General features: G+C 70.8%; 16 protein-coding genes. 5 read left to right on the forward strand and 11 right to left on the reverse strand.

Annotation, left to right across the window (positions count from 1 at the left end; all coding sequences use genetic code 11):
• Positions 1-5 precede the first annotated feature (5 nt).
• Positions 6-878: a dienelactone hydrolase family protein gene (locus A4W93_RS19550; protein ID WP_085752200.1), complete on the reverse strand. Its 873-nt coding sequence runs from the start codon at positions 876-878 to the stop codon at positions 6-8.
• A 135-nt stretch (positions 879-1,013) separates the two neighbouring features.
• On the opposite strand from A4W93_RS19550, the gene ppx reads away from it, so the two are divergent.
• Entirely contained in the window at positions 1,014-2,525 is a 1,512-nt protein-coding gene (ppx, locus tag A4W93_RS19555) for an exopolyphosphatase (RefSeq protein ID WP_085752201.1), read from the forward strand.
• Between the two features lie 10 nt (positions 2,526-2,535).
• On the opposite strand, the gene A4W93_RS19560 is transcribed toward ppx, so the two are convergent.
• The 3 genes from A4W93_RS19560 to A4W93_RS19570 all read right to left on the reverse strand — a co-directional run bounded on the left by A4W93_RS19560 (position 2,536) and on the right by A4W93_RS19570 (position 5,573).
• Positions 2,536-4,149: a mechanosensitive ion channel family protein gene (locus tag A4W93_RS19560; RefSeq protein ID WP_085752202.1), complete on the reverse strand. Its 1,614-nt coding sequence runs from the start codon at positions 4,147-4,149 to the stop codon at positions 2,536-2,538.
• A gap of 73 nt (positions 4,150-4,222) precedes the next feature.
• Entirely contained in the window at positions 4,223-5,122 is a 900-nt protein-coding gene (locus A4W93_RS19565) for an NAD(P)/FAD-dependent oxidoreductase (RefSeq protein ID WP_085752203.1), read from the reverse strand.
• Positions 5,112-5,573, reverse strand: coding sequence for an Rrf2 family transcriptional regulator (locus A4W93_RS19570; RefSeq protein WP_085752204.1), 462 nt, complete (start codon positions 5,571-5,573; stop codon positions 5,112-5,114). The genes A4W93_RS19565 and A4W93_RS19570 overlap by 11 nt, the downstream gene beginning before the upstream one ends.
• Before the next feature lie 64 nt (positions 5,574-5,637).
• On the opposite strand from A4W93_RS19570, the gene A4W93_RS19575 reads away from it, so the two are divergent.
• Positions 5,638-6,243: a YitT family protein gene (locus tag A4W93_RS19575; RefSeq protein WP_085752205.1), complete on the forward strand. Its 606-nt coding sequence runs from the start codon at positions 5,638-5,640 to the stop codon at positions 6,241-6,243.
• A 13-nt stretch (positions 6,244-6,256) separates the two neighbouring features.
• Positions 6,257-6,856, forward strand: a complete 600-nt coding sequence (locus tag A4W93_RS19580) for a DJ-1/PfpI family protein (RefSeq protein ID WP_085752206.1) — start codon at positions 6,257-6,259, stop codon at positions 6,854-6,856.
• Positions 6,857-6,893: 37 nt separating this feature from the next.
• On the opposite strand, the gene A4W93_RS19585 is transcribed toward A4W93_RS19580, so the two are convergent.
• From A4W93_RS19585 to A4W93_RS19595, 3 genes are all read right to left on the reverse strand, one after another.
• The gene (locus A4W93_RS19585; RefSeq protein WP_085752207.1) at positions 6,894-10,400 is read right to left on the reverse strand and encodes an autotransporter outer membrane beta-barrel domain-containing protein; all 3,507 of its coding nucleotides are present in this window, start codon (positions 10,398-10,400) and stop codon (positions 6,894-6,896) included.
• 203 nt (positions 10,401-10,603) lie between these two features.
• Positions 10,604-11,488, reverse strand: a complete 885-nt coding sequence (locus A4W93_RS19590; protein ID WP_085752208.1) for an acyl-CoA thioesterase — start codon at positions 11,486-11,488, stop codon at positions 10,604-10,606.
• 37 nt (positions 11,489-11,525) lie between these two features.
• Positions 11,526-12,416: a LysR family transcriptional regulator gene (locus tag A4W93_RS19595; protein ID WP_085752209.1), complete on the reverse strand. Its 891-nt coding sequence runs from the start codon at positions 12,414-12,416 to the stop codon at positions 11,526-11,528.
• A gap of 102 nt (positions 12,417-12,518) precedes the next feature.
• Between A4W93_RS19595 and A4W93_RS19600 the strand changes: the two genes are divergently transcribed.
• Positions 12,519-13,715, forward strand: a complete 1,197-nt coding sequence (locus tag A4W93_RS19600; protein WP_085752210.1) for an MFS transporter — start codon at positions 12,519-12,521, stop codon at positions 13,713-13,715.
• Between the two features lie 12 nt (positions 13,716-13,727).
• The gene (gene dkgB / locus A4W93_RS19605) at positions 13,728-14,537 is read left to right on the forward strand and encodes a 2,5-didehydrogluconate reductase DkgB (protein WP_085752211.1); all 810 of its coding nucleotides are present in this window, start codon (positions 13,728-13,730) and stop codon (positions 14,535-14,537) included.
• Positions 14,538-14,965: 428 nt separating this feature from the next.
• On the opposite strand, the gene sixA is transcribed toward dkgB, so the two are convergent.
• Genes sixA through A4W93_RS19625 form a run of 4 tightly spaced genes read right to left on the reverse strand, consistent with a single transcriptional unit; the run spans position 14,966 to position 19,375 of the window.
• Positions 14,966-15,427, reverse strand: coding sequence for a phosphohistidine phosphatase SixA (gene sixA, locus A4W93_RS19610; RefSeq protein WP_085752212.1), 462 nt, complete (start codon positions 15,425-15,427; stop codon positions 14,966-14,968).
• Positions 15,427-17,478: a polyphosphate kinase 1 gene (ppk1, locus tag A4W93_RS19615; RefSeq protein ID WP_085752213.1), complete on the reverse strand. Its 2,052-nt coding sequence runs from the start codon at positions 17,476-17,478 to the stop codon at positions 15,427-15,429. The genes sixA and ppk1 overlap by 1 nt, the downstream gene beginning before the upstream one ends.
• The gene (locus tag A4W93_RS19620; RefSeq protein WP_085752214.1) at positions 17,475-18,533 is read right to left on the reverse strand and encodes a glycosyltransferase family 4 protein; all 1,059 of its coding nucleotides are present in this window, start codon (positions 18,531-18,533) and stop codon (positions 17,475-17,477) included. The genes ppk1 and A4W93_RS19620 overlap by 4 nt, the downstream gene beginning before the upstream one ends.
• Positions 18,530-19,375, reverse strand: coding sequence for a UDP-2,3-diacylglucosamine diphosphatase (locus tag A4W93_RS19625; RefSeq protein ID WP_085752215.1), 846 nt, complete (start codon positions 19,373-19,375; stop codon positions 18,530-18,532). The genes A4W93_RS19620 and A4W93_RS19625 overlap by 4 nt, the downstream gene beginning before the upstream one ends.
• Between the last annotated feature and the right edge of the window lie 43 nt (positions 19,376-19,418).

Raw genomic sequence — 19,418 nt, forward strand, 5'->3', positions numbered from 1 at the left:
AGCTTTCAGGCCACCCCGTTGGCCTTGAACCAGGCGGTTGCCCGTTTCCAGCCGTCCTCGGCCGCTTCCTTGCGGTAGCTGGGGCGGTAGTCGGCGTGGAAGGCGTGCGGGGTGTCGGGGTACACGACGAACTCCGATTTCTTCGCCGCCGGGCTGCCCGAGGCCAGGGCCGCCTTCATCTTATCAACGCTGTCAAGCGGAATGCCTGCATCGGCGCCGCCATAGAGACCCAGCACGGGGCCACCCAGCTTGCCGGCCACGTCCACCGGCTGTTTCGGCGAGAGCGGCGTCGATTCGCCGACCAGCTTGCCGTACCAGGCCACCGACGCCTTCACGGCGGGGTTGTGGGCGGCATACAGCCACACCTGGCGCCCGCCCCAGCAGAAGCCGGTCACGCCCAGGCGCGACGTGTCGCCGCCGTTGGCCTTGGCCCACGCCACCGACGCGTCGAGGTCGGCCATCACCTGCTCGTCGGGCACCTTCGCGATCACCTCGGACAGCAGCTTCGGGATGTCGGTGTACGCCTTGGCATCACCCTGGCGGATGAACAGCTCGGGGGCGATCGCGAGGTACCCGAGCTTGGCGAAGCGCCGGGCCACGTCGGCGATGTGCTCGTGCACGCCGAAGATCTCCGACAGCACGAGGATGACCGGCAGCCCGGTCTTGCCGGCGGGCGCCGCACGGTAGGCAGGGATGCTGCTGCCGCCCACGGGGATGTTCACGACGCCGGCGGTCAGGCCGGCCGTGTCGGTGGTGATGGTCTGCGCGCTGACCGGCAGCACGGCGGCGGCGAACCCCGAGCCCACCGCCGTCTGGACGAAGCTGCGGCGGGTGAAGTCGCGGGTGGGGGTGAGGCTGTCGAACTCGGAACGGCTCATGGGTGGAACTCCTGGGTTGCGAACGGGGGCCTGTGAAACGTCGCATTCTAGGAAGGAACCCAAAGCCCGTGCGCGCCCGACCTTGTTCGCGTCTCGCGCGCCGGAGTGCCACAAAAACACCGGACAATCAGGCCCATGAGTTCCCCGCGCCCCTCCGTGTCCCCCTCCGACCTGGCCGCCATCGACATCGGCTCCAACAGTTTCCGCCTCGAGATCGGCCAGATCACCCCGGGGCGCTACAAGCGCGTCGAGTACCTGAAGGAAACCGTGCGCCTGGGCGCCGGCCTCGACACCGACGGCATGCTCACGGAAGAAGCGGCCGCCCGCGGCCTCGCCTGCCTCTCGCGGTTCGCCCAGCGGCTGGCCGGCTACGCGCCGGGCCAGGTGCGCGCCGTGGCCACGCAGACGCTGCGCGAGGCCCGCAACCGCGACCTGTTCCTCGCCCGCGCGCAGACCGTGCTGGGCCACCCCATCGAGGTCATCTCCGGCCGCGAGGAAGCGCGCCTGATCTACGCCGGCGTCGCCCGCCTGCAGCCCTCCGAGCAGCCCCGCCTCGTGATCGACATCGGCGGCCGCTCCACCGAGATGATCCTCGGCTGCGGGCGCACGCCGCAGCGCGCCGAGTCGTTCCAGGTGGGCAGCGTGAGCCTGTCGCTGCGCTTCTTCCCCGACGGCAAGTTCACCGAACAGGCCTTCCGCAACGCCCAGATCGCCGCCGGCGCCGAGTTCGAGGAGGCCCTGGCGCCCTTCGCCCGCTCGCTGTGGACCGAGGCGCTCGGCTCGTCCGGCACGGCCGGGGCCGTGTCGCAGCTGCTGCAGGCCAACGGGATCACCGACGGCGCCATCACGCCCGATGGCCTGCGCTGGTGCATCGCGCAGTGCCTGAAGGCCGGCCGCGCCGACCGCCTCGCCCTCACGGGCCTGAAGGACGACCGCCGCGCCGTGCTCGGCGGTGGCCTCGCGATCCTCTACACCCTCGCCACGCACTTCGGCATCGACGCGCTGCAGCCGGCGCGCGGCGCGCTGCGCCAGGGCGTGATCTTCGACCTCGACGAACGCCGCGAAGGCTCGCAGGCCGGCGCCCGCAGCCACGACATGCGCGAGGCCTCCGTGCAGGAACTGCAGCGCCGCTTCGAGGTGGACACCGCCCAGGCCCAGCGCGTGGCCTCGGTGGCGTCCACGCTGTTCGGCCAGGTGGAGCCCGCGGCCGACACGGCCCGCGTGCGCCAGCTCGCCTGGGCCTGCGCGCTGCACGAGATCGGCATGATGGTCTCGCACCACGACCACCACCGCCACAGCGCCTACCTGCTGGGCCACGCCGACGCGGCGGGCTTCTCGCAGTCCGAGCAGCGCCGGCTCGCGGAACTCGTGCTCGCGCAGCGCGGTGGCCTGCGCAAGGTCGAGCCGCAGCTGGGCGACGAATCGTTCGCCTGGCAGGTGATGTGCCTGCGCCTGGCCATCATCGGCTGCCACGCCCGCCAGGCGGTGGACCCGGCGCGTGTCACGCTGTCCCGCAAGGACAAGGTCGCGGTGCTGACCGTGCCGTCGACCTGGACCGACACCCACCCCCGCACGCTGTACCTGCTCGACGAGGAAACCGCGGTGTGGGAACGCAGCGGCATGCTGCGGCTGCAGGTGCGGCGCTGACCTTCCGGTTTCAGCGGGCCGGTGGCGGCACCTTCGCATCCGCCGGGTCACCGAGGTAGTGCGGCGACATGATCTGCACGCCGGCCTCGGCGAACACGTCCAGCACGTGGGCGTGCAGCACGCTCAGCACCTCGGCGCGCGGACGCGGCAGTTCGGGCACGGCCTGGGTCACGAGGCGGTACTCCACATAGAAGTCCGACAGCGCGGTCTGGAACACCCGCGGCTCGGGGTCGGCCAGGATCCCGTCGGTGCGTGACGCCGCCGCCAGCAGCAGCGACTGCACCTGGCGCCACGGCGTGTCGTAGCCGATGGTCACCGTGGTGTCGAGCACCCAGCCGCGGCCCTTCACCGCACGCGAGTAGTTCTTCGTGGTGGTGCCGAGCACCACGGCGTTCGGCACTGTCACCTCCTCGCCGAGGCCGGTGCGGATCTTCGTGGTGAACGCCCCCAACTCGGTCACCGTGCCCTCCTGGTCGCTGATCCGCACGTACTCGCCGACGCGCAGCGTGCGCGAGTACATCAGGATCAGCCCGCTCGCGCCCTGTCCGATGAGGCTCGATCCGCCCAGCGTGATCATCACCCCCACGAGCACCGACACCCCCTTGAACGCATCGCTGTCCGAGCCGGGCAGGTAGGGATAGGCCATCACGCCCGCGAACAGCCAGATGGCCACCGCGACGATGCGCCGGGTGGGGCCGACGGTGTCGCGGTCGAGCCAGCGCGTGGCGGACCCGCCCTGCGCGACGCGGTCGAAGATGGGGCCGAGGGCGTCCACGATCAGCTTGGCGATCAGGAAGATCAGCGCCGCGACGATGAGGTCGGGAACCGCCCGCAGCATCCCGTGGCCCAGCTGCGCCGCCACCCCGACGAGGAAATGGCCGAGGCGTTCGCCCCAGGCCCGCGTGACCGGAAACTGCGTGAGCACGAACACGAGCCACTGGTAGCTGAACAGCGCCAGCAGCAGCCACGACACGACCCCGAAGGCCCAGTGCGTGACGGCCCGCAGGCGCGGCAGGGCCACGAGCGGCGCCCCCGCCACCCGCACGCCGGCCGCGCGGGTGGCCAGCAGGCGAGCCGCCCGCGCGGCCACGCGCCCGCGAAGCCGCCAGACGATCCATGCGGCGAGGCCGAACGCGAGTGTCGCCAGCGCCGACCACGCCACCGCGCGCAGCAGGCGACCGCGGTCGCGCGACTCCCGCGTCTCGGAGATGACCTGGGCGAGCGACCGTTCCGCCGCCGCGGTGATGCCGGGCAGCGTCTCGCGGCGGACCGCGTCGACGTCCTGCTCGGTGAGCACCATCGCGAAGGTGCCGTCGATCAAGAGCACGCTGCCGAGCGGATCCTGCTGGACGGTCACCTGGCCCGGACCACCCCGGTCGAGCAGCTCGGTCAGCATGCGTTGGGTGCGCCGGGCGCGCTCGGCGGGAGCGATGCCGAAGAACGGCGCGCGGAACACGGCGATGGGCCGGTTGAGCAGCGAGACCACGGCCTCGTCGCCTCCCGGCCCCGCGGGTGGGGTGGCCGGTGCGCTGGCCGGCGCGCTGGCCGGCACCGCAGGCTGCGCCAGCGGCGCTCCGCACCAGAACAGCCAGACCAGCACGGTGACGAACGGAAGATGCCGCATGCACGCCCCTCGGGACACGATGCCCGATTGCAGCGCATCTCGCAGCCGGCGTCACCTTGCCCGAAGGTGCATTTCAGAGGTCGAACACGAGGGAGCGGTGCGCCGCCACGCCGGCCATCACGCCGTCGGCCGACGCGAAGGTGGCGTTGTGCATGCCCCGCGCCGCATCGCCGGCCGCGAACACGCCCGGCACGGTGGTCTGCTTCATCTCGTCGACCCGGATCGCCGAGCCGGCCATGCCCTCGTCGAAGGCACAGCCCAGCTGGTCGGCGAGCGGGCTGGCCGGGACGGTGCGCGGGCCGATGAACAGCGCCTCCAGCGGCACCCTGCGCCCGTTGTCCAGCACGGCGGCGGTCAAGGCCGGGGCGTCACCTTCCAGCGCGACCACGCGCCCGGTCGCCACCGCCACGTTCCGCCGCCGCAACAGGGCCCGGTCCTCGTCGGACAGGGTGTCCGGCCCGTCCAGCAGCAGCGTGACCGGCCCCCAGTCCGCCACCAGCGCGGCGTGGTGCGCCGACATCGGAGACGTCGACAGCACGCCGAGCGTCCGCCCCGCCACCTCGTACCCGTGGCAGTACGGACAGTGCAGCACGGTGCGGCCCCAGCGTTCGGCGAGCCCACCGATCTCGGGCAGCACATCGCGCACACCGTGGGCCAGCACCAACTTGCGCGCCCTCAGCGGGGCATGCCCGTCGAGTCCCAGCACGAAGCCGCCGCCGTCCGCACGGGCCGACGTGGCGAACGCGTCGACGAAGGTCACGGACGGGTATGCACGGAGCTTCCCGCGCGCCTGCTCGAGCAGCTCGAACGGCGGCACGCCGTCCTGCGCGAAGAAGCCGTGCGACGCTTCGGCGAAGCGATTGCGCGGCGCGCCGGCGTCCACCACGCACACGGGGCGGCGGGCGCGGGCGAGTTGCATCGCCGCCGACAGGCCGGCGAAGCTGCCGCCGACCACCAGCACGTCAAACGTCATGGGTCATGTCCTCCAGGGTGTGGCCACCGCGCACGAGGCGCTGGTGGAAGTCTTCGGAAAGGTCGGCGAGCGTGACCTCGCCGAGGCGTTCGAGCAGCAGGGCCTCGGCGTCGCGGTAGGCGCCGCCGAGCGCGGCGTTGACCGCCTGCTCGACGAGACACCCCGGGCTTTCGGTGCGGTGGCCCACGGCCAGCAGCGCGGGCGCGCCCACGGCCTCGTGGATGTCGCGCAGGCTGATGGCCGAGAGCGGGCACGAGAGCACCCAGCCCCCGCCATGGCCCCTGGCCGACGCCACGAACCCGGCTTCGCGCAACCCGCCCATCAGGCGCCGCACGACGACGGGGTTCGTGTGCATCGCCGCGGCGAGCGACTCGGACGTGGCGGGGTGCTCGGACTCGGCCATGTGGAGGAGGACGTGCAGGACGCCCGACAACTTGCTGTCTCGTTTCATGCTACATCATAAGTTGCATGAAAAGACCTTCGCCGCGACGGGGCTGTGCGGCGACACTCGAGACATGAACGACACCGTCGAACGCCATTCCCGCGCCGAGGACGTGCAGGCCCTGCTGTCCGGCACGCTGCTGATCGCCCTCGGGGTCGCGATGTTCACGCACACCGGGCTGCTGACCGGCGGCACCGCGGGCCTCGCGTTCCTGCTGCACTACGCCACCGGCATCGCGTTCGGGAAGCTCTTCTTCCTGATCAACCTGCCCTTCTACTGGATCGCCTGGAAGCGCATGGGCCGCGTGTTCACGTTCAAGACCTTCGCGGCCGTGGCGCTGCTGTCGCTCTTCACGGAACTGCAGCCGCACGTCGTGCGCTTCGATGCGCTGCACCCGCTGTACGCGGCGGTGGCGGGCGGCCTGCTGTGCGGCACCGGCTTCCTGATCCTGTTCCGCCACCAGGCGAGCCTGGGCGGCTTCGGCATCGTCGCGCTGCTGCTGCAGCAGGACCGCGGCTGGCGTGCCGGCAAGGTCCAGATGGTGGTCGACGGCGTGCTCGTGGCCGCCGCCCTCTTCGTCGTGGCGCCGGAGCGCATCGCGTACTCGCTCGTGGGCGCGGTGGTGCTGAACATGACCCTGGCGGTCAATCACCGGCCCGGACGCTACATCGCGATGTAACCCAAGGAAGACCATGACCCTCACCATCGGCATCCACGTCTTCGACCAGGTCGAAGTGCTCGACTTCGCGGGCCCCTACGAGGTCTTCACGTGCGCCTCGCGCCTGCACCGGCGCACCCACGACGAGGACCTGTTCCGCGTGCTGACCATCGCCCGCTCGGCCGACCCGGTGCGCGCCCGCGCCGGCCTGCCCGTGCTGCCCGACAGCACCTTCGACACCCACCCGCCGCTCGAGCTCGTCATCGTGCCGGGCGGCGTGGTGACGGCCGAGCTGGAACAGCCCGCGGTGATCGACTGGGTGCGCCGCGTGGCGGGCGCGACGAAGCTCACGGCCTCGGTGTGCACCGGGGCCTTCCTGCTCGCGAAGGCCGGGGTGCTCGACGGCAAGGCCGCGACCACGCACTGGGAAGACGTGGACGACCTGCGGGCGATGTTCCCGGGCCTGGACGTGCGCACCGGCGTGCGCTGGGTCGACGAGGGCGCGGTGGTCAGCAGCGCCGGCATCTCCGCCGGCATCGACATGAGCCTGCACCTCGTCGAACGGCTCGCGGGCCGCGCGCTCGCCGAACGCACGGCCCGCCAGCTCGATTTCGACTGGACCGAAAACGGGTGACCCGCGGCTCCCGCCGGGGATCACCCGCCGGAGGCGATCAGAACTCGATCGCCGCGCCCACCGACACCGCCTTCTGCACGCGGTTCGAACGGGCCTCGCCACTCAGGCCGGCGAAGGCGTAGGCGCCCGGCACGATCTGGCGGGTGGCGAACACGTTGGCCGCCACGAAGCCGCGGCCCACGTCCGGGGCCTGCACGCTGCCGGCCATGCCGTTCAGCGTCGTGGCCACCACCGGGTTCAGCAGGTCGCCGCCGTCGCGGCCCACCGCGACGGTGCCGCGGAAGGTGTAGGCCGAGACCATCGGGTTCTTCTCCGAACCGGTGACCGACAGGCCCGCCGTGAGGCGATTGCCCGTGGCCGAGAGTTCACCGATCGACAGGGCCGACGGCGAGGCGCCCCCTTCGGAACCCGCATCGCGCTTGACCTGCTGCACGCCGAACCGCGCGAACGGCTCGAGCGCGGTGCCGGCCACGTCGAAGGCCTTGCGCACCCCCACGGCCGCGAACTGCTGGCGCGTCGACAGGTTCGTCGTCAGGCGTTCGGCCTGCGCGTCGAGCGGGTCGGCGCGGTTGCTGCGCGAATGGCCGGTGCCGTAGCCCAGCTGGGCGTCACCGATGAAACCGGCCACGCCGTGCTGGCCGTAGACCACCGCCAGCGTGTCCTCGAGCTTGCCGGAGCTGCCGGCCGACGAACCCACCTGCGTCGAGGTCGACGCGGCGGCCACGCCGACGCGCGACACACCGGACTGCCACACGTCGACACCCACCGTCAGTGCGTTGTGCGTGGCACGGGCGCCGGACGAGACGGCATCGGCCGACCAGCGGGTCTCGCCGGTGCTGTAGTCGGCCCAGCCGGTCAGGCGGGCTTCACCCTCCGTCGTCGACATCGACAGGTGCTTGGCGACGGCACCCTGCAGCTGCTGGCCCGACAGGGGCTGCGCTGCGGCCAGTGCACCGTGGATCTCGCCGCTCAGGGCCACGAGGGTCGCGTCGAGCGCGGCGCCGTCCAGGGCCAGCACGGCGTTGCCCATCGCGGACTGAGCAGCGGTGGCGGTGCCGGCATCGTCGGCGGCCAGCATGCGGTCGATCGACGTGGCGACGGCCAGCGCGTTGCGGTTGTAGCGCACCGAGGCGCCGTAGGCGGCCAGCGAGGTCGGCACGACCTTCAGGTCGATGGTCTGCAGGCCGGTGCCGGTGTTGTAGACCAGGCGCAGGCGGGTGCCCGCGGCGAGGCCATCCGGCTGGTCGAGCGCCGCGAAGCGCGTGCTGCCGATGCCACCTTCGGCCACGACGATGCGGTACGTGTCGCCCACCTTCGGCACATAGGCCGTGTAGGCGCCGAGGCCGGCAATGTCGGTGAGGTGCACGTCGAGCGTCGCGCCGTTCGCGACGAACTGGCTCGTGCTGCCGGTGACGACGAGTTGGTCGTGGAAGCCCGCGTCGTTGCCGGCGGTGGCGCCGTTCACGTCGACATCGAAGGTCGAGCCCGCGGACAGGGTGACCGTGCTGTTCGTGGTCATCACGCCCGGCGAGTTGCCCGGGGCGAGGCGGCCGCCGGCGGCGACGGTGATCGGGCCGGCGATGCGGCCCGAGCCGTGCAGCTCGGCACCGCTCGCCACGTTCACCGCGCCGGCGAGCAGCGCGTTGACGCTCAGCACACCGCCGTGGACGGTGGTGGTGCCGGTGTAGGCCTGGTCGGTGCCGTAGGTGGTCGATCCACCACCCAGCACGACGTTGCCCGCACCGCTGATGCTGCCGCCGAAACCGCCCAGGCCCTGCGACAGCGTCAGCGTGCTGCTGCCGAGCACCACCTGGCCGTTGCCGGTCAGGCCCGCCAGCGTGACACCCGCGGTGCTGCCCGAGATGTCGAGCGTGCCGGCGTTGGTCACGCCGGACGACGCGGCGATGCTGCCCGCGCCGCTCAGCGCGAGGGTCGCCCCCGAGCCGATGGTGGTGGCGCCCGTGTAGGCGCTGCTGCCCGACAGCACGGCGGTGCTGGCCGGCGCCAGCCGGACGCCGCCCGTGCCCGCCACGGTGCCCGCGAAGGCCGACTGGGTGCCCTGCAGCAGCAAGGTCTGCGCGCCCAGCTGCACCGCGCCCGTGCCGTGCAGGTTCTGCAACGCGGCGCCGGACGTGCCCGACACGTCGAGCGTGCCGTCGACCGTGACCGACGACGACGCGGCGATGGTGCCGGTGCCCGACAGCACCAGCGTGCCGCCGCTGGCCACCTGCGTCGCGCCAAAGTACAGGTTCGCGCCGGTGAAGGTCTGCGTGCCGCCCGCGACGGCGACACCGCCCGTGCCGGCGACGACGCCGCCGAAGGTGTTCGCGCCGTGCTGGATCACCAGCGAGTTGGCGCCCAGTTCGACCCGGCCCGAACCGCCCAGCGACTGGACGGCGGCCGGCGCGCTGGCGGCGGACACGTCGAGCGTGCCGTCGGCCACCACCGTGGACGACGTGGCGATGCTGCCGGCGCCCGACAGCGCGAGCGTGGTGCCGGGCGCGACCGTGGTGGCGCCCGTGTACGTGTTGACGCCCTGGAGCGTCACGCGGCCGCCCGCGCCCGTCACCGTCAGCGCGCCCGGCGTGCCGGCCACGTCGTCGGCGATCGTGCCGGTGACGGTCACGTTCGTGGCCACCGCCTGGATCGTGCCGCCCTCGGTGCCGATGGCGAAGTTCTGCGCCAGCGTCATGTTCGGCGCGTCGATGTTCAGCGTGCCGCCGTGGAAGACGGGGTTCAGCGTGGTGCCGAGGTTGCTGGCGTCATAGGAGGCCGCGCCGGTTCCGATGTCGGTGGCGGACGGACCGTTGCCGATCTGGCCCTGCTGGACGAGGTAGCCGATCAGGTTGTCGGTGAAGAGGGGCTGGAAGTTGTCGCTGTCGAGGAAGTTGACGTCGAGCACCGACACGATGGAGCCGCGCATCGCGTTGCTCAGCGTACCGGCGCCCCAGGCCGCGGCGCCGCATTCGATGGTGATGCACAGGCCGGAGCCCACGTTGGTGAACTTGCCGACGGCGTTGAAGGTGACGCTGCTGGTGTTGTTGACCGTCAGCAGCTCCGGGATGATGGCCTGCGTGCCGGGCGAGTAACCGCCCGTCGTGACCGGGCCGCCCCCGAGCGTGCCGAGCAGCGTCGACAGCGCGGCGTTGCGGAGGGCGCCATAGCCCGAGTTCTCGCCCATCATGAACATGGTGCCGCCACCCTGCAGGTAGCTGGTGATCGTGTTGGCGTAGCCGCTGCTGATGGCGGCGTTCGCGCCCAGGTCCCACACCTGGCTGTACATGGACAGGTCGGTCGGCAGCGCGCCCGACGAGATGATGGTGGCGGTGTTGCCGGCCAGCTGCAGGCGGGTCTGCAGGTTCGTGTCGGTGGTCGGCACGAGGTTGTAGTTGATGATCAGCACGTCGGCGGCCTGCGCGCCGAACGCGAGGCCGAGGCCGACGGCGGCGCCGATGATGCGGCGGCCGGTCAGGGCGCAGGTGGCGATGGAAACGAGGCGGCCCGCCATGCGGGTCAGGCGGAAGCTCAGGACGTCGAGGGTCATCGGTGGAGGGGTACTGCAGGGTGGATCGCGGCGCCGCCGCGGCCGGGCACATGCCGCGGCGAACCCTTCATCGGACCTTCCGATCCACCTCTGAACCTCGACGCTCGCATTCACTCACATGAATGTGCGTTTAGACCGATTCGGCCAGTTTTGCGCGTGAATGTCCCGGAATGTTGATCTCGCGCAACATCCCGGTGCGCGGCTCAGCCTTTCAGCGACGACCCCGGCAGGGCCTTGGTGCGCATCAGGCCTTCCTGCGCGACCGAAGCCACCAGCCGCCCATCCTGCGTGAAGATGCTGCCGCGGCAGAAGCCGCGGGCGTTGCCGGCCGCGGGCGAGTCGGTGGCGTACAGCAGCCATTCGTCCATGCGGAAGGTGTCGTGGAACCACATCGCGTGGTCCAGGCTCACGACCTGCACGTCGCCCTTCATGAAGCTCATGCCGTGCGGGGCGAGCGCCGAGCGCAGCAGCCCGAAGTCGGACGAATACGCCAGCATGGCCTGGTGCAGCACCGGGTCGTCGGGCAGGCGGTCGATGGCGCGGAACCAGGCGTCGTTGCGCGGCGGCGCCGGGGCGGGGTCGATGGGGTCCAGCGGGGCCACCTGGCGGATCTCGATGGCCGTCTCGGCATGCAGCACGTCGCGCAGGCGCTTGGGCAGCCGGTCAATGTGCTGGCGGCGGAACTCGAGGTCGCTGATCAGGCCCTCGGGGCCGGGCACCTGGGGCATGTCGCCGTGGTGGGACGGCCCCTCCTCGCGCACGTGGAACGACGCGGCGAACCCGAAGATGGGCTGGCCGTGCTGGATGGCCACCACCCGGCGCGTGGTGAAGCTGCCGCCGTCGCGGATGCGGTCGACGTCGTAGACGATCTTCGCGTTCTTGTCGCCCGGGCGCAGGAAGTAGGCATGCAGCGAGTGGACGGAGCGGTCGGCCTCGACCGTGAGCGCCGCGGCCATCAGGGCCTGGCCCAGCACCTGGCCGCCGAACACGCGCGGGCTGCCGATGTCGCCACTGACACCGCGGAAGAGGTTCTGCTCGAGCTGCTCCACCTGCAGCAGCTCGACCAGTTCTTGGACTTCGGACTTCATGCCCTCATGATCGCACGCCGCCCACCGGCGTGCATCGTCACGTCGGCGACAGTTTCGCCCCGACGAAGTCCAGGAAGCAGGTGACGCGCGCTGCCAGCTGCGTGTTGCGGTAGTACACGGCGTTGACGGACTGGCGCACGTCGGCGGTCAGGCGCGGCAGCACCTCCACCAGGTCGCCGCGCCCGCGGTCGGCCGCGGTCATGAAGTCGGACAGGCACACGATGCCCGCGCCGGCGAGCGCCAGCTGGCGCAGCGTCTCGCCGCTGGACGCGGTGATGGCCGGCGACACCGCCCATTCATCACCGTGCTCGCCCCGCAGCGGCCAGCGGTTGAGCGATTCGGGCTGCGTGAAGCCGAGCAGCGTGTGGCCCGACAGCGCCGCGACCGAGCGCGGCTTTCCGCGCGACGCGAGGTACGCGGGGCTCGCCAGCACGCGGAGGCGGCTCGTGGTGAGCGGCCGGGCGTGCAGCGTGGAGTCGCGCAGCGTGCCGATGCGGATGGCGATGTCGGTGCGGCGCTCGATCAGGTCGATGTTGAGCTCGTCGGTGTCGAGTTCGAGCGTGATGCCGGGGTAGCGCGCGCGGAACTCGGGCACGAGCGGCACGATGGCGTGCAGCATGAACGGCGTGGCCGCATTGACCCGCAGCCGGCCCACCGGCTGCTGGCGACGCGCGGCCATCTGCTCCTCGGCGTCGTCGATGGACGCGAGGATGGCCCGCGTGTGCGCGAGGAAGGCCGCACCCTCCTCGGTCAGTTCGATGCGCCGCGTGGTGCGCCGGAGCAGCGTGGTGTCGAGCTTGCGCTCGAGCCGCGCAAGCGCCCGGCTCACGCCCGAGACGGTCTGGTCGAGCGCCTCGGCGGCGGCGGTGATGGAACCGGTGTCCATCACCGTGGCGAAGGCCAGCAGCTCTTCGAGAGTGGTTTTCATGATTCTTGATTTCCAGTCAAGAACATTGTGCCCACTGGGGTGTTTTTCTGCAAAAGCGAACGGCCCACACTCCGCTCCCATGACATCCACCGGAGTTCTTTCATGCCCCTCGCCCTGCTGGCGCTGACCCTCAGCGCCTTCGCCATCGGCACCACCGAGTTCGTGATCGTGGGCCTGCTGCCCACGGTGGCCGCGGACCTCGGCATCGGCCTGCCGTCCGCCGGCCTGCTGGTCAGCCTCTACGCCCTGGGCGTGGCCATCGGCGCGCCGGTGCTCACTGCCCTCACCGGCAAGGTGCACCGCAAGACGCTGCTGCTGTCGCTGATGGCGCTCTTCACGCTCGGCAACCTGCTCGCCTGGCAGGCGCCCGGCTACGGCACGCTCGTCGCGGCGCGGGTGCTGACCGGCCTCGCCCACGGCGTGTTCTTCTCGATCGGGTCCACGATCGCCACGGGCCTCGTGCCGAAGGAGAAGGCCGCGAGCGCCATCGCCATCATGTTCACGGGCCTCACCGTCGCCCTGGTGACGGGTGTGCCGCTCGGCACGTTCATCGGCCAGCACTTCGGCTGGCGCGAGACCTTCCTCGCGGTGTCGCTGCTCGGGGTCGTCGCCTTCATCGGCAGCGCGGTGTTCGTGCCGAAGTCCATCCGGCACAGTCCGCCCGCCTCGCTCGCGGTGCAGGCCCGCGTGCTCGCCGAGCCGCGCCTGCTGCTGGTCTACGCGAAGACGGCCATCGGGTACGGTGGTTCGTTCATCCCGTTCACGTTCCTCGCGCCGATCCTCACCGACGTGTCCGGCTTCAGCGAAGGCGCCGTGGGCTGGGTGATGCTCGTCTACGGCCTGTCGGTGGCCGCCGGCAACCTGTGGGGCGGCAAGCTCGCCGACCGGCTCGGCCCCATCCCCGCGCTGAAGGTCATCTTCGCGCTGCTGGCGGCCGTGCTGCTCGTCTTCAACCTGACCGCGCCGCACCCGTGGCTCGCCGTGGCCACCGTGCTCGCCTGGGGCGCCGTCGCGTTCGGCAACGTGCCGGGCCTGCAGGTGTACGTGGTGCAGCAGGCCGAACGCCACACGCCGCAGGCGGTGGACGTGGCCTCGGGCCTGAACATCGCCGCGTTCAACCTCGGCATCGCCGGCGCTGCGTGGGCCGGCGGCCTGATCGTCACCCACCTCGGCCTGATGCACACCCCCTGGATCGGCGCCCTCGTCGTCCTCGTGTCGCTGGGCCTCACCACGTGGAGCGGTGTGCTCGACCGCCGCTCGCCTCCCCTCGCCCACCGCGCCGCAACGGCCGCCCACTGAATGAAAGTCACCATGAACAACACCATCCCCGCCCTCGGCCTCGGCACCTTCCGTCTCAAGGGCGACGCGGCCCTCGACTCCGTCCGCCAGGGCCTGCAGGCCGGCTACCGCCTCATCGACACCGCCCAGATCTACGGCAACGAAGCCGAGGTGGGCCAGGCCATCGCCGACAGCGGCGTGCCACGCCGCGAGCTGTTCCTCACGACGAAGGTCTGGACCGAACACCTCGCGAAGGACCGCCTTGCCGACAGCCTCAAGGAGAGCCTGCGCAAGCTGCGCACCGAGCAGGTCGACCTGACGCTGATCCACTGGCCCTCACCCGGCGGCGCGGTGCCCGTCGCCGAGTTCATGGGGGCGCTGGCCGACGCGCAGGACCAGGGGCTCACGCGCCTGATCGGGGTCTCGAACTTCAACAACGCGCTGCTGCAGCAGGCCATCGACGCGGTCGGTGCCGACCGCATCGCGAGCCACCAGATCGAGTTGCACCCTTATCTGCAGAACCGCACGGCCACGGGGTTCGCCAAGGCGCGTGGCATCCACGTGACCTCGTACATGACCCTCGCCTACGGCAAGGTGCTGGGCGACCCGGTGATCGGCGAGATCGCCGCGGCACGGGGCGCGACGCCGGCGCAGGTGGTGCTCGCGTGGGCGATGCAGTCGGGGTACGCCGTGATCCCGTCGTCGACGAAACGCGTGAACCTCGACAGCAATCTGAAGGCGGCCACGCTGGTGCTGCGCGCGGACGAGATGAAACGCATCGCGGGACTGGACCGCGGCGAGCGGCTCGTCAACCCGGAAGGTCTGGCGCCGAAGTGGGACTGACCCGCGTGGAGTCATCCCGGCGAACGCCCACTGCTGTCCGGGGAAAATCAGACGCCCTCAAAATACTTGTCATCCCGGCGCAGGCCGGGACCCTGAGCCTTCTCGGAAGCGCGGCGTTGAACATCGAGACACTGCGCCTCGGCACGAGGGCAGCAAGCCATCGCGGAGGACTTTCTGGAGCCTGAGCGGGGCACAACGCCCAGGGTCCCGGCCTGCGCCGGGATGACAGCTTGTTTTTGCGATGCGATCGAGTCACGACTTCGGCAGATGCGTTGCATCCCGCTCGGGATCGGGCCTGTCGCCGATCTTCCGTTTTTTCCCCGGACAGCAGTGGGCGAACGCCGGGATCCACTGCAATCCAGGCACGCCCCCGGGTCGAGTGGGCCCCGGCGTTCGCAGAAGTGACGGCGTCTTCCGCGTCTTCTTTCTTACAGGTGGTCCGGGGACATCACGGCCTGGACCAGCACCTGCGAGACCCCCTCGCGCTCGCGCTGCCGCAGCCACCACACGGCCCCCTTCTTCAGCACCCACGTCTGGTGCACCTCGCCGAGCAGCAGCGCCGCCACCTGCCCGAGCGTGGGCTGGTGGCCCACGATGAGCACCGGCTCGCTGGCATCGGGCCAGCGCGCCGCGCTCAGCAGCGCCACCGGCGACGCCTCGGGGGCGATCGCCGGCACGGTCTTGAAGTTGCGGTCGAGGGCCTTGGCCGTCTGCTGCGTGCGGACCGCCGGGCTCACGAGGATGCGCGTGGAGTGGGCGAGCCGCTGGTTCAGCCACTCGGCCATGCGCTGGGCCTGTCGCTCGCCCTTCGTGGTGAGCGAACGGTCGAGGTCGGACTGACCCTCCTTGATCACGTGGGCTTCGGCATGCCGCCACAGAATGAGGTCCATCAGTCGCTCCCGGAATGTCTCGCCATCAGGGCCTGTTGCGCGCAGGGCCCTTCGGTGCCGAGGCGCACGTAGTTGCCGTCGGCCTCCAGCTCCCACGCGTCCTTCCGGTCGTGCAGGTACGGCACCAGGCATTCGTCGATCACGCGCTGGCGCAGTTTCACGTCGCGCACGGGCCACGCCACCTCGATGCGGCGGAACATGTTGCGCCCCATCCAGTCGGCGCTCGACAGGAACAGCGCCTCCTCGGCCTCGGTGGCGCCCCAGCGGAAGTACAGCACGCGCGAGTGTTCGAGCAGGCGGCCCACCACCGAGATCACGCGGATGCGGTCGGTCACGCCCGGCACCTTCGGCGGCAGCATGCAGGCGCCGCGCACGATCAGGTCGATGTGCGCGCCGGCCTTCGCGGCGTTCACCAGCGCGGCGATGATGGGCACGTCGGTCAGTGCGTTGATCTTCGCGACGATGCGGGCCGGCTTGCCGTCGCGGGCAGCCGCGGCCACCTGGTCGATGTGGTTGACCATCTGCCGGTGCAGCGCGAACGGCGCCTGCAGCAGCTGGCGCAGCGGGCGCGTCTTGCCGAGGCTCGCGAGCTGCTGGAACACCGCGTCGGCGTCCGAGGTCAGGTCGGCATCGGACGTCAGGTAGCCCACGTCGGTGTAGAGCCGCGCGGTCTTCGGGTTGTAGTTGCCGGTGGAGAGGTGGCCGTAGCGGCGCAAGCGCGTGCCTTCGCGGCGCGTGACCAGCAGCAGCTTCGCGTGGGTCTTCAGGCCCACGATGCCGTACACCACCTGCGCGCCCACGGCCTCCAGCCGCTCCGCCCAGTTGATGTTGGCCTCTTCGTCGAAGCGGGCCTTCAGCTCCACGACGGCCATCACTTCCTTGCCGCGGCGGGCCGCCTCGATCAGCAGGTCCATCAGCGGCGACTCGCTGCCGGTGCGGTAGATGGTCTGCTTGATGGCCAGCACGTCGGGGTCGTGGACCGCTTCGCGCAGGAACTGCACCACCGGCTCGAACGATTCGAACGGGTGGTGCATCAGCACGTCGCGCTGCTGCAGTTGCTCGAAGATGGGAATGCCACGGGCCAGGCCGGCCGGCCACGGTGCGTCGTAGGGCGGGAAATGCAGCTCGGGTGCCACGGCGCCGTCGATCAGCGCGTTCAGGCGCACGAGGTTCACCGGCCCGTTGACCTGGTACAGCGCCGCCGGCGGCAGCGCGAACTGCTCCAGCAGGAACTGCGACAGCTCGGGCGGGCAGGTGTTGACCACCTCGAGCCGGATGGCCTGGCCGAAGTGGCGCGTGGTCAGGCCCGAACGCAGGGCCTGGCGCAGGTTCGTCACGTCCTGCTCGTCGACCTCGAGGTCGGAGTCGCGCGTGAGGCGGAACTGCGAGAAGGCCTCGACCTCGCGGCCGGGGAACAGCTCGTCGAGGTGGGCGCGGATCACGCTCGTCAGCAGCACGAAGGACTGCGTGCCGCCGGAGATCTCGGCCGGCAGGCGGATCACGCGCGGCAGCACCCGCGGCACCTTCACGATGGCGATGGTGTTCTCGCGGCCGAACGCGTCCTTGCCGCCCAGGCGCACGATGAAGTTCAGCGACTTGTTGGCGACCTGCGGGAACGGGTGCGACGGGTCGAGGCCCACCGGCACCAGCAGCGGCCGCACCTGGCGGTGGAAGAACTGGCTCACCCACTGGCGCTGCGCCTCGTTGCGCTCGCTGTGGTTGAGGATCTCGATGTGGTGCTTCTTCAGCGCCGGCATCACCTCGTCGTTGAACGCGTGGTACTGGTCGTCGATGAGCGCGTGGGCGTCGGCGGCGATGGCCTCCAGGTCGCGGTTCGAGACCCCGGCCCCGGGCACGCGCGCCGCCTCGATGTAGTCGGCGAACCGCACCTCGAAGAACTCGTCCATGTTGGACGACACGATGCAGATGTACCGCAGCCGTTCGAGCAGCGGGACGTCGGGGCGCCGGGCCTGGGCGAGCACCCGCCGGTTGAAGTTCAGTATGGCGCGTTCGCGGTTCAGCAGGGCGAGCGTCGGGGCGTCATCGGTCATGACACCAGTTTATGAAAGTCCGATGGCGGTTTTGTGACAGTCGTCACGACAGTGTCACGGGCGAGCACTAGGTGTCCGATGAACTGGCTGCACACCGCGTCCCAATCCATCGTCAACGCACGCGAACGGGCCTGATCTCGAGGCACTTCGAGTGCTTTCAGCGCCGCGGTGCGCAGATCCTCGTGGAGCACGCCCCCCGCGGCATCGGATCCCAGCACGTCCAGCGGACCGGGCACGGGGTAGGCCGCGACCGGCGTGCCGCAGGCCAGGGCCTCCAGCATCACGAGGCCGAAGGTCTCCGAGCGGCCGGGGAACACGAAGGCATCGGCCGCGCTGTAGATGTTCACCAGTTCGCTGCGGGGCACCACGCCGCGCCAGTGCACGTTCGGATAGGCGCGCTGCAGGCGTTCCTGGAGCGGACCCACGCCGTAGACCACCTTCGAGCCGGGCAGGTCCAGGTCGAGGAAGGCCTCGAGGTTCTTCTCGTAGCTCAGGCGCCCGACGTGGAGGAAGACGGGACGCGGCAGGCCGAGGTCGGCGCCCTCGACCGGCTTGAAGAGCCGCAGGTCGACCCCGTGCGACCAGGGCTTGAGCGGCGCGAAGCCGTAGCCTTCGAGGATGCCGTACATGCCGTGGCTCGGCACCAGGATGCCGGACGACGGCGCGTGGAAGCGGCGGAACCAGGCGTAGCCCCAGCGCTCGGGAATGTGCAGCGCCCGCGCGAGGATCTCGGGGAACCGGGTGTGGAAGGCCGTGGTGAAGCGGCGCTTGTGCTTGAGGCACCAGGCCCGTGCCGCCGAGCCGAGCGGCCCTTCGGTGGCGATGTGGATCGCGTCCGCGTCGGCGGCTTCCAGCAGCTTCGCGACCTGTCGGCCCGGCCGCCAGGCGAGTTCGATCTCGCGGTACCCGGGACAGGCGAAGCGCCGGAAGCCGGACGGCTCGATCAGCACCACCTCGTGGCCGCGAGCGAGCAGGCCCTCGTGCAGTTCCACGAGTGTGGTGACCACCCCGTTGACCTGGGGCTTCCAGGCGTCGGTGACCAGTGCGACCTTCATGCGGCCACCGCCACCGCAGGGACCGCACGGCCGGGCAGGCGGGCCGACCAGTCGAGGATTTCGAGCCGGCCGTCGGCGTGTTCGACCAGGGCCGTGAGGCTCTCGACCCAGTCGCCGTCGTTGGCGTACAGAACGCCTTCGATGTCGCGCATCTCGGCGTGGTGGATGTGGCCGCAGACCACCCCGTGCACGCCGCGCCGGCGCGCCTCGCGGGCCACGGCGTTCTCGAAGTCGCCCACGTAGCTCACGGCCCGCTTGACCTTGAGCTTCAGGTACTTGGAGAGGCTCCAGTACGGCAGGCCGAGGCGGGCCCGCAGGGAGTTCAGGTAGCGGTTGAGCTTCAACGTGAACTCGTACAGCGTGTCGCCCACGTGGGCGAGCCACTTGGCGCACTGGATCACGCCGTCGAACAAGTCGCCGTGCATGACCCACAGCTTGCGGCCGTCGGCCGTCTCGTGGATCCACTCCTCGGCCACGTCGATGCCGCCGAAGTTGTGGCCCACGTAGCGCCGGGCGAATTCGTCGTGGTTGCCGGGGATGAAGATCACCCGCGTGCCCTTGCGCGCCTTGCGCAGCAGCTTCTGCACCACGTCGTTGTGGGCCTGCGGCCAGTACCAGCTGCGGCGCAGCTGCCAGCCGTCGATGATGTCGCCCACCAGGAACAGGTGGTCGCACTCCACGTGTCTCAGGAAATCGAGCAGCGCCTCGGCCTGGCAGCCGGGTGTCCCCAGGTGCAGGTCGGAGATCCAGACCGCACGGTATCTCGCCTTGCGGCCGGGCGACGGTTCGTCGTCCGGCGGCGGCTCGGCCCATGCACGGAGGATGGCGGCTTCGGTTTGCATGGACCTGCATCGTCCCCCCCGGGTGTGACGCGGCCGTGGCGCC

Source organism: Piscinibacter gummiphilus (assembly GCF_002116905.1).
GTDB classification, from domain to species: Bacteria; Pseudomonadota; Gammaproteobacteria; order Burkholderiales; family Burkholderiaceae_C; genus Rhizobacter; species Rhizobacter gummiphilus.

Excerpts from the sequence above, each read along its gene's own strand:
- A4W93_RS19550 (WP_085752200.1), bottom strand. The coding sequence starts at position 878 with ATGAGCCGTTCCGAGTTCGACAGCCTCACCCCCACCCGCGACTTCACC.
- ppx (WP_085752201.1), top strand. The coding sequence starts at position 1,014 with ATGAGTTCCCCGCGCCCCTCCGTGTCCCCCTCCGACCTGGCCGCCATC.
- A4W93_RS19560 (WP_085752202.1), bottom strand. The coding sequence starts at position 4,149 with ATGCGGCATCTTCCGTTCGTCACCGTGCTGGTCTGGCTGTTCTGGTGC.
- A4W93_RS19565 (WP_085752203.1), bottom strand. The coding sequence starts at position 5,122 with ATGACGTTTGACGTGCTGGTGGTCGGCGGCAGCTTCGCCGGCCTGTCG.
- A4W93_RS19570 (WP_085752204.1), bottom strand. The coding sequence starts at position 5,573 with ATGAAACGAGACAGCAAGTTGTCGGGCGTCCTGCACGTCCTCCTCCAC.
- A4W93_RS19575 (WP_085752205.1), top strand. The coding sequence starts at position 5,638 with ATGAACGACACCGTCGAACGCCATTCCCGCGCCGAGGACGTGCAGGCC.
- A4W93_RS19580 (WP_085752206.1), top strand. The coding sequence starts at position 6,257 with ATGACCCTCACCATCGGCATCCACGTCTTCGACCAGGTCGAAGTGCTC.
- A4W93_RS19585 (WP_085752207.1), bottom strand. The coding sequence starts at position 10,400 with ATGACCCTCGACGTCCTGAGCTTCCGCCTGACCCGCATGGCGGGCCGC.
- A4W93_RS19590 (WP_085752208.1), bottom strand. The coding sequence starts at position 11,488 with ATGAAGTCCGAAGTCCAAGAACTGGTCGAGCTGCTGCAGGTGGAGCAG.
- A4W93_RS19595 (WP_085752209.1), bottom strand. The coding sequence starts at position 12,416 with ATGAAAACCACTCTCGAAGAGCTGCTGGCCTTCGCCACGGTGATGGAC.
- A4W93_RS19600 (WP_085752210.1), top strand. The coding sequence starts at position 12,519 with ATGCCCCTCGCCCTGCTGGCGCTGACCCTCAGCGCCTTCGCCATCGGC.
- dkgB (WP_085752211.1), top strand. The coding sequence starts at position 13,728 with ATGAACAACACCATCCCCGCCCTCGGCCTCGGCACCTTCCGTCTCAAG.
- sixA (WP_085752212.1), bottom strand. The coding sequence starts at position 15,427 with ATGGACCTCATTCTGTGGCGGCATGCCGAAGCCCACGTGATCAAGGAG.
- ppk1 (WP_085752213.1), bottom strand. The coding sequence starts at position 17,478 with ATGACCGATGACGCCCCGACGCTCGCCCTGCTGAACCGCGAACGCGCC.
- A4W93_RS19620 (WP_085752214.1), bottom strand. The coding sequence starts at position 18,533 with ATGAAGGTCGCACTGGTCACCGACGCCTGGAAGCCCCAGGTCAACGGG.
- A4W93_RS19625 (WP_085752215.1), bottom strand. The coding sequence starts at position 19,375 with ATGCAAACCGAAGCCGCCATCCTCCGTGCATGGGCCGAGCCGCCGCCG.